General features: G+C 54.2%; 17 protein-coding genes and 2 pseudogenes. 11 read left to right on the top strand and 8 right to left on the bottom strand.

Annotated elements, in window-relative coordinates; all coding sequences use genetic code 11:
* Window positions 1-2,693: 2,693 nt before the first annotated feature.
* A pseudogene (locus KFE19_02535) lies at window positions 2,694-2,777 on the top strand (SEC-C domain-containing protein).
* A gap of 55 nt (window positions 2,778-2,832) precedes the next feature.
* Here KFE19_02535 and KFE19_02530 read toward each other — a convergent pair.
* The 3 genes and pseudogenes from KFE19_02530 to KFE19_02520 form a co-directional block, all read right to left on the bottom strand.
* A pseudogene (locus KFE19_02530) lies at window positions 2,833-3,009 on the bottom strand (site-specific integrase).
* A gap of 16 nt (window positions 3,010-3,025) precedes the next feature.
* Complete coding sequence (locus tag KFE19_02525) at window positions 3,026-4,339, bottom strand: MATE family efflux transporter (GenBank protein QUO39499.1); 1,314 nt, start codon at window positions 4,337-4,339, stop codon at window positions 3,026-3,028.
* Between the two features lie 52 nt (window positions 4,340-4,391).
* The gene (locus tag KFE19_02520) at window positions 4,392-4,841 is read right to left on the bottom strand and encodes a MarR family transcriptional regulator (GenBank protein QUO38415.1); all 450 of its coding nucleotides are present in this window, start codon (window positions 4,839-4,841) and stop codon (window positions 4,392-4,394) included.
* A 322-nt stretch (window positions 4,842-5,163) separates the two neighbouring features.
* On the opposite strand from KFE19_02520, the gene KFE19_02515 reads away from it, so the two are divergent.
* Both KFE19_02515 and KFE19_02510 read left to right on the top strand, forming a co-directional pair.
* A complete protein-coding gene (locus KFE19_02515) occupies window positions 5,164-5,673 on the top strand; it encodes a helix-turn-helix transcriptional regulator (protein ID QUO38414.1) in 510 nt (169 codons plus the stop codon).
* A 62-nt stretch (window positions 5,674-5,735) separates the two neighbouring features.
* Window positions 5,736-6,278, top strand: coding sequence for a flavin reductase family protein (locus KFE19_02510; GenBank protein ID QUO38413.1), 543 nt, complete (start codon window positions 5,736-5,738; stop codon window positions 6,276-6,278).
* Window positions 6,279-6,642: 364 nt separating this feature from the next.
* On the opposite strand, the gene KFE19_02505 is transcribed toward KFE19_02510, so the two are convergent.
* On the bottom strand, window positions 6,643-6,918 hold the full coding sequence (locus KFE19_02505) for a hypothetical protein (GenBank protein QUO38412.1): 276 nt from the start codon (window positions 6,916-6,918) through the stop codon (window positions 6,643-6,645).
* Between the two features lie 324 nt (window positions 6,919-7,242).
* On the opposite strand from KFE19_02505, the gene KFE19_02500 reads away from it, so the two are divergent.
* Genes KFE19_02500 through KFE19_02485 form a run of 4 tightly spaced genes read left to right on the top strand, consistent with a single transcriptional unit; the run spans window position 7,243 to window position 8,978 of the window.
* Window positions 7,243-7,602, top strand: a complete 360-nt coding sequence (locus tag KFE19_02500) for a hypothetical protein (GenBank protein ID QUO38411.1) — start codon at window positions 7,243-7,245, stop codon at window positions 7,600-7,602.
* A 55-nt stretch (window positions 7,603-7,657) separates the two neighbouring features.
* On the top strand, window positions 7,658-8,230 hold the full coding sequence (locus KFE19_02495; protein QUO38410.1) for a GNAT family N-acetyltransferase: 573 nt from the start codon (window positions 7,658-7,660) through the stop codon (window positions 8,228-8,230).
* Between the two features lie 17 nt (window positions 8,231-8,247).
* Window positions 8,248-8,625: a DUF1801 domain-containing protein gene (locus KFE19_02490; protein ID QUO38409.1), complete on the top strand. Its 378-nt coding sequence runs from the start codon at window positions 8,248-8,250 to the stop codon at window positions 8,623-8,625.
* On the top strand, window positions 8,622-8,978 hold the full coding sequence (locus KFE19_02485; protein ID QUO38408.1) for a DUF3795 domain-containing protein: 357 nt from the start codon (window positions 8,622-8,624) through the stop codon (window positions 8,976-8,978). Before KFE19_02490 ends, KFE19_02485 begins: the two co-directional genes overlap by 4 nt.
* A gap of 109 nt (window positions 8,979-9,087) precedes the next feature.
* Here the strand turns inward: KFE19_02485 and KFE19_02480 are convergent, their stop codons facing one another.
* Both KFE19_02480 and KFE19_02475 read right to left on the bottom strand, forming a co-directional pair.
* Window positions 9,088-9,456 (bottom strand): hypothetical protein, encoded by a 369-nt coding sequence (locus tag KFE19_02480; GenBank protein ID QUO38407.1) that lies wholly within the window; start codon window positions 9,454-9,456, stop codon window positions 9,088-9,090.
* A 6-nt stretch (window positions 9,457-9,462) separates the two neighbouring features.
* Window positions 9,463-9,978, bottom strand: a complete 516-nt coding sequence (locus tag KFE19_02475; GenBank protein ID QUO38406.1) for a YcxB family protein — start codon at window positions 9,976-9,978, stop codon at window positions 9,463-9,465.
* Between the two features lie 194 nt (window positions 9,979-10,172).
* Between KFE19_02475 and KFE19_02470 the strand changes: the two genes are divergently transcribed.
* From KFE19_02470 to KFE19_02455, 4 genes are all read left to right on the top strand, one after another.
* Window positions 10,173-10,625, top strand: a complete 453-nt coding sequence (locus KFE19_02470) for a helix-turn-helix domain-containing protein (GenBank protein ID QUO38405.1) — start codon at window positions 10,173-10,175, stop codon at window positions 10,623-10,625.
* A gap of 180 nt (window positions 10,626-10,805) precedes the next feature.
* A complete protein-coding gene (locus KFE19_02465; GenBank protein ID QUO38404.1) occupies window positions 10,806-11,546 on the top strand; it encodes an EFR1 family ferrodoxin in 741 nt (246 codons plus the stop codon).
* Between the two features lie 11 nt (window positions 11,547-11,557).
* The gene (locus KFE19_02460; protein QUO38403.1) at window positions 11,558-12,286 is read left to right on the top strand and encodes an alpha/beta fold hydrolase; all 729 of its coding nucleotides are present in this window, start codon (window positions 11,558-11,560) and stop codon (window positions 12,284-12,286) included.
* A 13-nt stretch (window positions 12,287-12,299) separates the two neighbouring features.
* Window positions 12,300-12,518: an aspartate dehydrogenase gene (locus tag KFE19_02455; protein QUO38402.1), complete on the top strand. Its 219-nt coding sequence runs from the start codon at window positions 12,300-12,302 to the stop codon at window positions 12,516-12,518.
* Window positions 12,519-12,554: 36 nt separating this feature from the next.
* Here KFE19_02455 and KFE19_02450 read toward each other — a convergent pair whose 3' ends face one another.
* Window positions 12,555-12,998: a GNAT family N-acetyltransferase gene (locus KFE19_02450; protein QUO38401.1), complete on the bottom strand. Its 444-nt coding sequence runs from the start codon at window positions 12,996-12,998 to the stop codon at window positions 12,555-12,557.
* A 153-nt stretch (window positions 12,999-13,151) separates the two neighbouring features.
* Window positions 13,152-13,910, bottom strand: a complete 759-nt coding sequence (locus KFE19_02445; protein QUO38400.1) for an alpha/beta hydrolase — start codon at window positions 13,908-13,910, stop codon at window positions 13,152-13,154.
* Window positions 13,911-14,048 lie beyond the last annotated feature (138 nt).

Here is a 14,048-nt window from a genome sequence, read left to right as displayed (position 1 = left end):
TGTCGGAAAGCACTACAAATTACCACAAAAAATTTGGTTCAAGCGTTTGGGAGCAAGATGCCGGGAGTTCGAGTCTCCCCACTCGGACCACTTAGCGCATAAAAGCCGCCTATTCAGGCGGCTTTTATGCGCTTTTTGTTCTGCTTTTTCGGTTTGGGCGATTGCTGCTCAGCGATGGTTCGAGGGCAGAAAAACGGCGGAAGCATGAGTGAGAATAGCGGTCGAAACCGCCAAATTCCTAACCCATCCCTAACTACAGAGACCATGGTACATTGCTGTAGTGACACATCGGAAATTGAGTTTGTGCGCACTGTTTGCTATAATTATATTAGTATATTTCTGCCATTTTCATCAGCAATCTAAGGAGGGACAGTATGAGTAGGAAAAGTCGTGAACGAAGAGAAAAGAATAAGGCTGTCCGCCCGGACGATTATTTCTCTAATGGTATATTTGAGATGGCACGCTTCGGGAAAAATACTATTGTGAGAAATAATCAAACAAAAGAGCAACACGCTGCACAGATGGACTACCTGCGCACAGAGTACACTGCCAAATACGAGGACATAAATCAGAAAGTAAACTCACTAAAAGAGAGTGTGGCCAAGTGTGAACCATATTCTCTCCTCATGTATTTGCGAAACTTGGCCGTCATGGGAGAAATTAATATTTTCAGCGAAATCGAATACTCAAGCAGAGCCATTGCTCTCATCCGTGCGCAAGAGTATGTCCAGAGTATTTTAATATCCACAAAGAACAATTATGTTCCTACTACACCAGACGAGGAAGAGGCTCTCTATAACCAGATTGTGGCCGATTTTGAGGAGCTATATAAAGAACTCCTCCTTTTTTATCATTTCTGGGCAGCTCATATCCAGAATTCAAAAGAGATAGACGATTCTCGTCTTACTGAAATCGTGGAGTCCCAGTATATGTATTGGGTTAGAGGAAACCGTTATCAAATATTCGAATTAGAGCCGATAAAGGCGTTACTCCCTCCACATGACGATGCCTTGCTGGAGCTTTTCGGAGTTTCTTCGTCAGCAGTGATTGACGGATTAGAAAAACTCCGGTATTCTCTTTCGCAAGGATACGCAGATGCCATTATGGAATTCTACAAAGAATATGACTTATTCGTTGAAGCTGTTGACTCAGGTATTAGTCCTGAGGCCGCACTTAAATGCGGTGAAGGTCGAACTTCAAAGATTGCTGGGAAGTTACTGGGGAGTGATTTGATCAATGTTGAAGCTATTACTGGTTGGGACTCTCGGTTTATTGATATGTTGTCCTGCGGCATTAATGAATGTACCACATTTGGGGGGGTAAGCGAATTCGCTGGATGGCCCATTGTCGAGCTACCAGTAGCAAAAAAACCTTTCATTAAAATCGATGGGACATCTTATGCCTTCTTGTACTATGCTCTTTTTGATAACATATATAGAAATATCCAAAAAGGCATTATGCAGAGAAAGCCAGAATACCTTGAAGCCTGGAAAGAAAAGCAGACACGGGCAAGCGAAGAAATGGTCAAAGAACTATTCCTTAAGATATTACCTGGCGCTGAAGCTCACATCAGCAACTATTACCCTGTTAAAAACTCCTTGAAGCAAACAAATGAGAATGATATTATCATCACTTATCAGAATAATTTGTTTGTGATAGAAGTTAAAGCAGGTTCATTTCCTTCCACTCCGCCAATTACAGATTTTGATGCGCATATAAAAGCATATCAAAAATTAGCAGAGGCAGCCGATTCTCAATGTAGCAGGACTGTAAAATATATCGCAGAACATTCTCCTGCGCAATTTTATGATCACGACAAAAATCCTACATTCCAGCTTCCCGGACTTGACTCGTTCGATCACATATTTACTTTTTCTGTGACAGTTGATAATTTCAACGAGTTTGCCGCAAAAGCCGAAAAGCTGAGTATAATTTCACTGAAGGAAGAAACCATTGTTATTTCTTATGATGATTTGCTGGTATACGCAGATTATTTTGATAATCCAATCTGTTTTTTGCATTATTTGAGACAGCGAAAAGCAGCAATGCATGTTCCTCAATACCAAATGAACGACGAATTTGATCATTTGGGGCTATACATTGATAGGAATCTATACGCTTTAAATCCGTCCCAGTATGGCGATGTTAAAAACATCTTCTGGCAAGGATTCAGACAATCTTTGGATGAATACTTTAATCTGTTATTTGTAAATCCGTCGGCGGCCAATAAACCGGTTCAAAATATGCCCAAAGAAATTTCTGAAATCCTTGACTATTTGGGGCGTGATATTTCTCCAGAAAAAATTCACCTTGCACATTTCCTGATGGATTTGGCATCAGACGCAAAAGAAGATTTTGCTGAGCAGATTAAGTATGCATTGAAACGCCAACGAGAACTGAATTATACCGTACCAATAGCGGCGTTCGGGGACATCAAATACTGTGCCTTCATTTCTATCCCAGGCATCATCCAGCGTCCCGTTCAGGAACAACTTGATTATGCTTACGCCGCCGCATCAAGGAACGAAGAAATACCTGTTATGTGGATTTCACTGGAGTATGACAGCAAAAACAGATTGATTGCCGCTAAAGGGAAAAAGTGCTTCTTTTCAGATTTGAAAGGAGACGATGCTGAACGCATCCGTTGTATAGGACGTGAGAAAGCACATGATTGGGTTTTGCAATATAGGATGGTCCACGGAAAAATAGGCCGAAACGACTACTGTCCGTGCGGAAGTGGAAAAAAGTACAAATTCTGTTGTATCGAAACTCAGTAATTCAAAATGGCGAAAGCCCAAAGGACTTTGGCGTGTCCCTTGGGCTTCGCTTCTTTTATCCTACCCTTTCGAACGGTATCACCTTGCACCGGCTCTCCTCCAGCGGGTCAGGCGGTTCCGGTTTTGACTTGGCCGTAGCCGTTTCCATGAAGCCGACGATCTTCTCTGCTGCGCCGCTCTGCATATCGTTGGTGATATGCGTATAGGTGTCCAGGGTGAACCCGGCGCTGTATGGGCCCGGCATATGCTCAGTCTTTGCTGTTGCCCGCGCTGATCGCGGGATCCTGCCTGCTTTGCCGGCGGGTAAAATAAATGTAAAATCCCACATTCAAAATGATCCCGACCACGGTGGACACCGGGGCGGCAAGGCCGATCTTGGTCAGGCTGGCGTTGGGCTGGATGCTCATGAAATACGCCATGGGAAGGCGGACGAGAAGGGTCTGGACCAGCCCCTGGATCATGACCCAAAGGGTTTGCTGGTTTCCGTTGAAGTAACCGACCATACTGAACAGGACGGCGGTGGCGATGGTCTCCGGGGCGAATCCCTTCAAGTATTCAAAGCCCTTTTGGATGACCGCCGCATCGGTGGAGAAGAAGCCAGCCAGCACATCGCCTTTCAGCATGACCAGAACGAAGACCACGCAGCCGAAGCAAAGACCCACACCGATCCCGGTAAACATAGACTGTTTGGCGCGCTTGGGATTGCCGGCGCCCACATTCTGAGACACGAAGGACGCCATGGACTGCATGAGGGCGCTGGGGATCAGCATGGCAAAGTTGACGATCTTGCTGGCAACGCCGTACCCGGAGGAAGCCTCCAAGCCCAGGCGATTCACAAAGGCGCACAGCGCCAGGAAGGACAGCTGCGTCAAGCACTCCTGCAGCGCCAGGGGCAAGCCGACGGCCAGGAATTTGCGGCACTGGGGATTCAGCCGGATATCTTTTCGGCTGAAGGTAAACGGAAGCTCCTTTTTCAAGAGCAAGACCACCGCGCAGACCACGCTGACGGCCTGCGCAATGACCGTGGCCAGGGCCGCGCCCGCGGCGTCCATTCCGAACCCGGCTACTAGCAGCAGATCTCCGAAAATGTTGACCACACAGGCCACCAGGACAAACAGAAGCGGAGACCGGCTGTCGCCCAGTCCCCGGAAAATGGCGGAGAGCACATTGTAGGCGACGATGAAGAAAATGCCGCTTCCGCAGATGCGCACATAGCTTACGGTCAGGTCCAGAGATTCCGCGGGCGCCTGCATCAGCACGGAGATGGGGCGGGCGAAACAGACCAAAACAATGCACAGCACCACCGAGATCAAAGCAAACACAAGAGCGGCTCCGCCCAGGACGGGCCCGATCTGCTGCGGCTTTTTCTCACCCAGGTACCGCGCAATCAACACCGTAATGCCCATGGCCAGCTGCGTCACAACGAATGTGACCAGATTCAGGACCTGGCTTCCCGTAGAGACGGCGGAGAGGCCGGACGTGGATCCGAACCGGCCCACGACCAGCAGGTCCACCGCTCCGTATGCGGCCTGCAAAATAAGGGCCCCGAGAATGGGGACCATGAACAGGAGCAGCTTCCTGAGAATATTGCCCTGAGTAAAATCCGAATTTTTCTTATCCAACACAAACGCTTCCTTCCGACATGACACGATAGAATTTCTGAATGGTCTGAATGGTACGGTCGGCGTCTTCCTGGGAAATATCGCTCAGGAGCGGCGCCAGACGGCAAAAATACTCCTCGTTGTATATTTGGGACAGCTGCTTTCCCGCCTCCGTGACGGAAATATAGGTGATGCGTCCGTCGCTGGGGGAGGCGTGCTTGCAGAGGAAGCCCTTGGCCTCCATCTCTTTCACCGTCCGGGTCACGCCCGGCCGGGGGAGATTCAGCGTATCGCTGATGTCAGAGATCTTTACCTGCCTGCCCTGCTGCTGCAGGGTCTGGATCACGTCCAGATACGTGATATACGCCGGCGTCACGCCCTGGGGCAGCGCCGGGAGCAGATCCCGGATGCGTTTGGCCAGATAGCAGGCATCCAGCAGCGCTTTGATCGTTTTCGGTTCCATGTTGTCCCCTCCATATAGTTACCTTTGGTAATTATAGTGGAAATACTTTTTTTGTCAACCCCTGCGCTGCCGTCAAAGTGAACGAAGTCCGTTTTCCGACCTGTTTGATCGAAAAACGGACTGCTCATTGCCTTTTGCACTTATACGGATTTACTTTCGCTTTCCAAAAGTGGACTTGACGCGCTCCCGCCTCCTGCCTTATCTTTGATATAGCGACGCAAACAGTTGGGGCGGATGGCCCGAAAAACAGGCCGTGTTACTCTCCGTTGCTTGCGGCAACGGGCCGCTTTTCCTACAATGGGGGCGAAAGGAGCTGAGCCCAATGTTGAACGAAAACATCAAAGCCATCCGGAGATCCAAGGGCCTTTCCCAGCAGGAACTGGCCGTCAAGGTGAACGTGGTGCGGCAGACCGTCTCGAAATGGGAGCAGGGCCTGTCCGTCCCGGACTCCGATCTGCTCATCGCCCTGTCGGAGGCTTTGGAGACGCCTGTCAGCACCCTGCTGGGGGAGACGGTGACGGAGTCGGAGGTGGACGAGATCAAGGCTCTCTCGGAAAAGCTGGAGATCATCAATCTGCAGTTTGCCCGGAGGAAGGCCATGCGGCGCTCGGTCCTCCACTGGCTGCTCGTCGCGGTGTGCGTGGGCATCCTGGCCGTGGTCGGAGTTCTGGCGGCGGTGAACAGCCCTTACCTGGGTTGGGATTACAGCGCCCCGGAGACCGCCGTCATGGGGGTGGCCATCCACGCCTTTGAGTGGGGCTTTGTCCGCCTGGCGCCCTTTGTTCTGATTGCGGCGCTGGTGGGCGTATTTCTGACACGGAAAAAGGCATAACGCGCTGAAATCGGCACGAACTCCAAACCGTGTCGTTCTCTTTCCTCCTCAAATCGTTTAGGATGGGATCGTCAGCATATCCTCAGCCGGTCTTTATCCTGGCTGCCTACAATGAGGACGGCACCCCCAACGCCATGAATGCGGCCTGGGGCGGCATCAGCGAGGACAAGGAACTGAGCATGTGCATCAGTGAAGGCCATAAAACCACCGCCAACATCTTGGCCCGCAAGGCCTTCACCGTCAGCATGGCCACGGCGGAGCAGATGGTTGCCTGCGACTATGTGGGCATCGAGTCCGGCAACCAGGTGGCGGACAAGGTGGCAAAGGCCGGCTGGCACACCACCAAGTCGGAATTTGTGGACGCGCCCCTCATCGACGAGCTCCCCATGGCGGTGGAGTGCCGCCTGGTGAGCTACGACCCGGAGAGCTGCCGTCTGGTGGGCGAGATCGTCAATGTGAGCGCCGACGAGTCCGTGCTGGATGAAGCCGGAAAAATCGACCCGGACAAGCTGCGGCCCATCACCTTCGACCCCATCCACAACGCATACCGGGTGCTGGGCGAGAAGGTGGGCAATGTCTTCCACGACGGCGCCAAGCTGAAATGATTGCCTGATTTGATCCGAGACAGAAATGCGGGACGGAGGTATGGCCTCCGCCCCGCATTTATTTTAACAGAAGATCGTTGCCATTCTGGAAAATTTCAAAACCAGGTGAAGCACCGTTGATAGCGCGCTTTCTCTGGGAGCAAGACGCCGGAAGTTCAATTTTCCTCACTTGTACCGAAATCTTGTGATGTTGGCGGATTTTTATCCCATTGTGGACCGAAAAAAGGCAAATGTTGGTGCATGCCATGGCGGCCTTATCGCTTTCTGAAAGGCCAAAAATAAGCAAGGTGTATTTCAACCTTGCCCCTGCAGTCAGTATCTGATATTCTGTTCACCAAACGGGAAGCTGCCTGGCTGCCGCCATTTATGCCATACTGTTATTCATAAACCCGCCAAATGCAAAGATACACCAAATCAATGCGGCTGCAGCGACCAGCTTCATAACCATGCCGACTCTTGTTTTGGATCGACCAATGAACGGAGCTGTTCCGATGGAACAGACTGCCGCGCTGCAAAGAATGACCCGTTGAACGTACGTCAGATGGATCGGACTGCCGCTGATGACTGCGGAATTGGCGATCACAAAAAGAGCGGCGCCAAGCAGATAGAGCAGGATGCTGATGACATTCCGCTTCTTCATACACTTTCCCTCCTTGCAGAAATGTGCTACTATCTGCATAGACGAAAAAACCGTCAAAAGGTTCCGAAGATCGGTCCCGGAGCGGAACTTTTTATACTGCAAAACGATGGAACTGGGTTTCTCGCCCTTGATTTCACGGAGGTGCCAGAGCATGATCGTAGAAACGAAGCGGCTATTCTGCGTCTCGTTTCGGAGAGCGATGCGGCGGACGTTTACGAATGACTGAGAGAACCTGCGGTCAACTGCTTTTCCGGTATGAAGCTGCACTCCCCGGACGAGGCCGGGGAGGATCGGTAGGGGCCTGATATACAGGAGGACGGGAGCATGAAGTTTAAGGGATTGCCTTACTATTGGGGTGCGATTGCGACCACGAAATGTATCAAAGCGATCCTGTTTGCGTTTCTACCCGGGAAAACCGGAGACAAGGTAAAGCTGGATGCCTGCACCGGATGGGTCCGGCACATGGGGCGCTTTTATGAAAACAGGATTTACGCATTTGCTTTGGATGCCCGACTGACCAAAGGCGAGGCGGAAGTTCTGCTGCTGGATCAGAACAAGCAGCCGCTTTTGAAACTCAGCAGTCAAAATCCCACCCAGTCGATCCATCTGGATGGGGAAACCAGTCGATACTATCTGCAGTGGAAGTTTCAGCAAGCTTCCGGAAAATGCGAACTGCACTGGTGAAAACGCAGATACAGGCACAGCGGTATTCCATTTTATTTGATTGAGGTAACGAAGTATGGTGATTGAAACAAAACGGCTGATCCTGCGTCCCTTTCTGGAGACGGACGCGGCGGATGTCTACGAATATCTGAAAGAACCCGCGGTCAACTGCTTTGCCAGCATGAAGCTGCATTCCCTGGACGAGGCCAGGGAAGCCGTGAAAAAGCGGCTGGGCGAGACGGAATACTACTTCGCCATCACCCTGAAAGACGGAGGCAAGGTCATCGGAGAGATCGACGCCTACCCGGAGACGGGCGAGCCCCACGCGGATGAGCACGCCGTGCGGGATACCTTCAGCCCCTGCTGGATGCTGAATGAGGCCTACCAGGGAAAAGGGTACGCTTTCGAGGCGGCACATGCCTTCTTCGACTATCTCTTTTCCCAAAAGGGCGCACGGCGCATTTACGCCTATACGGAGGACTATAACCTCTCCAGCCAGCACCTGTGCGAAAAGCTGGGCATGCGCCGGGAGGGCGTGTTTTTGGAATTCATCTCCTTCGTGAACGATCCCGACGGCACACCCCGGTATGAAAACACGGTGCAGTATGCCATCCTGAAAAAAGAGTGGGACCGGCGGCAGTCCCAATAGGCAGTGGGAGGTACGATATGGGCGCAACTTCTGTTTCTGAGTATGTGGCGTCGCTGAACGAAGAGCAGCGGCGGCATGTCAGCGCATTCATTGACTTTATGAGCGCGGAATATCCGCAGTTGGTCCCTAAAATCTCCTTTTCCATGCCCATGTGGCTGCTGGGGAAGAAGATGTATGAGGGATATGTGGCGGTTTCCGCCGCGAAAAGCCATTTCTCTATCCATTTTTCCGACGAGGCGTTTCTGAACCGCTTGGCGGAGCGTCTGCCCGCCTGCAAAAAGGGAAAGCGGTGCATCAACATCCCATACGGCGATGAGCAGTCCCTTCGCGCGGTGAAAGAAAGCATCCGCGATTTTCTGGAGATCTGCCATTTTGAAGGGGGCGCGCCCCGATGAACGGCACGGAGGAGATCGGCTGCTGCGGCGCGTACTGCGGGACCTGCCGGGAGTATCGGAACACCTGCAAGGGCTGCAAGACGGGGTATCTGGACGGCTCCCGGGACCTGAGCCGGGCAAAGTGCAGGATGAAGAAGTGCTGTCTGGCCAGAGGCCATGTCACCTGCGGAGACTGCGAGGAATATGACCGCTGCGAGGTCATTCAATCCTTCCTCAACCACTCCGGCTACAAATACGGCAAGTACCAGCAGGCGCTGGAATACATCCGCGCCCACGGCCACGCCGCCTTCCTGAAAGCGGCGGAGCACTGGACCGGCGCCTATGGCAAATACCCGGAACAGGACCCGAAATGAGAAACGAGGGCCGCTGAAGATCCACGGATCTTCAGCGGCCCTTATCTTTGATATAGCGACGCAATCACTGGGCCTGGATCGCCCCGGAGACTGGCTTTCACCGGCTGCACTAGTCGGCAAACTCCACCTCCAGCTGCTCCTTGGGTTGGCCCGCGTACTGCCAGGACTCCTGGAGCCGCTGCTCCAGGTCGGCGATCTCCTGCTGGAGCTGCTCACGGTCCTTGGTCCGGTTCAGCTCCAGAAAGAGGTGGTAGCGCCCCTGCAGGGTCTCCGCTCTGGGGGCGAAGGAGATGACCTGGTCTCCAATCTGATTTCCCTCCAGTTCGTTGCGGCAGATCTCATCGTCCAGGACCGCCATGTAGAGGGCGTACCGAGTGAACTCCCCCAGGGGCATCCGGATCATCCACTTCCAGCAGGCGGCGATGCCGACCACCGCGGCCAGCCCGCCCACCAGCGCGATTTTGCAGCCTTTCTTCATGCTTCCTTATCCTCCGATGTTCTGAATGTTCTTCCCGGACTGTTCCTCCAGGAAGCGGCGGAATTCCGGGAGGCTGCCGCCCTCCAGCGCGGCCTTCTCGAAGGCCAGGGCGTGGTCCTTTCCCATGACGAAGACCAAGTGCGCCCCTGTCTCCGCCAGGGCCAGGATCCTGTCATACTGCCACTTGGACTCCGCCGCGGCGGTCCTTACCAGGAAGTGGTCGGGATAGAAGGCGGTGTCGGCGACATCGGTGCCCGGCAGGGCCCTGCGTTTGGCGAAATAGCCGTTGATGGCGTCCTCTTTCCAGCCGATCACCAGCAGGGCGGCAATCACGATGCTGTCTGCCGCAGTCTGCCAAACGTTCCCCCAGGAGATCCACAGGGACACGGCGAGAAGGGCGATGATGATCCAGGCCCAGACGCGGACCATGCGGCTCCGTTTGGCCCGCACGGTCTTGCGGACCGCCCGGGCCATGGCGGTCAGCGCCTTTTGATCATACTTGGTGTGACAGGTGAATTCCATACGTACCTCCGCGGCTGGTTTTGAAAGTGGGCATCATGATACCAGAGAAAGCCGCGGGAGAAATGAACAGTTTCTGAATTCTTTTTGATCGCGCAATTTCGCCTCAGCATGTGAACGCAGGATGAGCCAGCAACTGCCGGTTGCTTTGCTTTTTGCGTCCACAGTGGTACAATCCAGACGAGGTGGTGATCAACATGGATACCAAAGAAATCCTTCTGGACCTGCGCACCAAGCATGGACTCTCCCAGGAGCAGCTGGCGGAACAAGTACATGTGACCCGTCAGGCGGTTTCCCGCTGGGAGACCGGCGAAACAGTGCCCAACACAGAGACCTTGAAGCTGCTCTCCCGGCTGTTCGATGTCTCCATCAATACGCTGCTGGGGTCCCCCAGGCAGCTGATCTGCCAGTGCTGCGGCATGCCCCTGGAGGATGCCAATATCAGCCGGGAGCCGGACGGCACCTTCAATGAGGAATACTGCAAGTGGTGTTATGCCGACGGAAAATTTGTTTATACAAGTCTCGACGAGCTGTTAGATTTTTTGGAGCGCCACATGTCCAATGAAACCTGGCCTCCAGAACAAGTCAGGACCTATTTTAAAACCCAGCTGCCAAAACTCAATCATTGGAAATGTGAAAAACAGGAATGACTTTTGCTGAAGGCAAAGGATTTCCCCGGAAGTCTTTTCCGCCGGCTGGACAGAACCTGTCTGCGCAGGTTTCCTTTCGTTTCCGTTGTGCTTGGGCGCCGCTTCGCTTATAATGGAGGCAAGAACAGCAAAGGCGCGGCATCGGCAGAGCCGCGGGACGGAAGGAAGCGAGCACGACCAATGATCTTCTATTTTTCCGGAACAGGCAACTCGGCGTGGGCGGCCCGACAGCTGGCCCGCCTCACGGACGATACGGCCTGTGATATTACGCAGCTGAAGGAACTGCCGGATGTGGCGGATGCCCGGCAGATCGGATTCGTCTTTCCGATCTACGCCTGGGGCGTGCCGGAACTCATGGCGGACTTTGCGAAGAAACTGCCAGCAACCCAGGCGTTCACCTTCGGCGTATGCACCTGCGGGGAGGACGCCGGCCACGCCATGAAGCGGTTTTCCAGGCTGTATCCGCTTAGCAGCAGCTACAGCCTGGTGATGCCCAACAACTACATCGTCGGCTCGGACACCGACGGCGAGGACGAGATCCTGAAAAAGATCGCCGCCGCCCGGGAGGAGCTGGGGCGGATGGCCCAGGAGATCCGTCGGCAGGAGCAGGTGTACCGGGTCCGCGAGGGGGGCATGGCCGGGCTCAAGTCCGGCCCGGTCAACTACAGGTTCAACCGGTTCGCCCGCAGCGCGAAGCCCTTCTTTGCCGGGGACAGCTGCAACGGGTGCGGCCTCTGCGCCGCGAACTGCCCGGCCCACGCCATCACCCTCCGGGAGGGGAAGCCCGTCTGGGCGGCCCAGTGTTACCAGTGCCTGCGCTGCATCAACGAGTGTCCCCGGCAGGCCATCCAATATGGAAAGGCCACGGCCGGGCGGCGGCGCTACACCATCCGGGCCTATCTTCCCCAGGAGGAGCAGTGAGGGAAGCGGACATGAAAGGAACGCTGATGCCCCGGCGGAAAAAATGGTTGCTGGCAGGGGGGATCGTCCTGCTGGTCCTGGCCGTCCTGATGGGCGCCTTTTTCTGGTATGTGTCGGATTATTACCGGGCGGACGAGATCGCCCTGGAGGTGCTGGCCCAGGACAGCACCATCACGGTGCAGGACGACCTGACGATCCTCTCACCCTCGTACCCCATGGACACCGCCGTGATCTTCTATCCCGGCGCCAAGGTGGAGGCGGAGGCCTATCTACCCCTGCTGACGAAGATCCGGCAGACCGGCGTCACCTGCATCCTGGTCCACATGCCCTTCCGCATGGCGATCTTTGACGCCAACGCGGCGGAAGAGGTGATCCCACAGTTCCCGGAGTATCAGCACTGGTACATCGCCGGGCACTCCATGGGCGGCGCCATGGCCTCCCAGTTTGCAGCAAGCCACCCGGACGAGGTGGACGGCCTCATTTTGCTGGGGGCTTACATCTACGGCGACTACCCGCCGGAAAAGACCCTGACCGTCTACGGCTCTCTCAACCAGAGCGTGGAGGATCACATCGACTATACGGAGAACGTTGTGGAGATCGAGGGCGGCAACCACGCCCAGTTCGGCAACTACGGCCCCCAGAAGGGGGACCAGCCCGCGACGATCTCCGCGGAGGAGCAGCAGGCCCAGACGGTGGCTGCCATCGAGGAGTTTCTCGGGGAGTCCGACGCGCAGTCTTGAAGAGGGATGCGGGATGTTTTTCAGGAAAAAGCGGGAGACACGTACCTACGACCGGAAGACCCAGGAGCCTGTGATCCACGCCAGCATATGCACCGGGGAGAAGGTGGCGGGCTTTCGGGACCTCCGCACCGGGCGATTCACCGAGATCATGCTGATCCGCACCTCCGGGGACCTGGAGAAATTCCGCCGTCTCTACGGGATCGGAGAGGGCGAGATCACTACGCAATACTGAAAGCGGAGTGTCCGGAAATCGGACACTCCGCCTTTTTTACAAATCTCTTCGCAGATACACCATGTCCACCAGTTGAACCCCGCACTCATAGATGGGATGATCGTAGTGGTCGGTGAAAAAGTTTTTAACCAGATGGTGCCTGCGAAAGCCGCAGGATTCATAAAACGGGATGGTGGAGGGGCTGTCCCCTGTGCCGACTTGCAGTGTTGCATACCGGCCTGTATATGTCCGAATGAGAAACTCTACCAGGGCCTTTCCGTAGCCCCTGCCCTGGAAGGCAGGCGCCACGGCAATGTTTTTCAGCTCCAGGATGCCGTCTCCCTCGTCGGTTACCACGCACTCCGCTTTGACACCGTCCTCCTCCAGCACATACATGGTCCCCCACTCCAGATAGCGGTCCACCATGTCCTCCTGCTCGTCGGCCAGCAGCAGGAGATCCAGGTATCTCTTTTTGTTCGTTTCCACTTTTCTGATTTGCATAGGCACACCTTGTTTTTTCAGAAGCCGCTTCAGCGCGGCGGCGTCCAGTAAATTCACGATTGTGAAGCCGTGGGAGGCGCTGCTTGTTGCGGATGATGCAGCACAGGTGTTCCCAATCCGGATTATCTTCTGTCAAATTGAGAAATCACTCACTCAAGACGCCTTCTCAAAAAAAGCACAGATCAACGCAGCCAGTTCTTCTGCCCGGGAATAGATCAACGGATGGCCGCCTGTCTCAAAAATACGGCAGGTGATCTGGGGAGCGGCTGCTGTCCAGTTTTTGCTTTCCTCAATACAGTGGCCGGAGAGCATCTTGTCCTCACGGCTGACTGTAACGAGCATCGGACATTGGATATCTTCTATGGGCTTAGGAAACAGCGGTCCAGGACGGTGCGCCAAACAAACCAGTGCCTCCGTGTCCAGATCTACGACCTGTTCCCAATCCTCTCCCTGACACCACCGATAAAACTCCCGGGCAGCCGGGTCCGCCTTGGCTCTGCGGCGTTCTTCTGTAACAGATCGGGCAAACTCACTTGGCAGTGTACTGCCGTCAAAGCTGTCAGCTACGATTTTCCCGAATAGTTCCGGTGCCTGAAACCCGGCGTGGATGGCGGCATAGGCCCCACCGCTTGTCCCCACTAGATTGGCCCCGTCGTATCCCAAGCGGCGGCACAGCTCCACCACCTGTCTCCCTTGGTCGGCCCATATATCAGGAGGAAAAGTAGACAAGTGCTCTGACCGCCCGTTCCCCAAGAAATCCATCAGGACGATCTTGCCGTGAGATTGATACAGGGGCAGAAGCGGCTCAAACATGCGGGAAGAGGCCGTGTTCCCATGGAGAAAAATCCAGGGCGTTCCTTCGCCATATTCCTGATAATAGATCTGCATTCCTTGATAAATAAAGTAAGACATAATATGCCCTCCGAACGCTATTTCACGCTTATTTTGCGGCAGGGCTTCATTTCCCAGCCATTCAGAACGGCTTTCTCATACTCCCACGTCCTTTCCATCTGACTTTTATGGTATCAAACAATGTGAAAAAGCGCAACG

It is taken from the genome of Dysosmobacter sp. Marseille-Q4140, assembly GCA_018228705.1.
Lineage (GTDB): Bacteria > Bacillota > Clostridia > Oscillospirales > Oscillospiraceae > Oscillibacter.
This window is presented reverse-complemented; position numbering and strand designations above follow the sequence as displayed.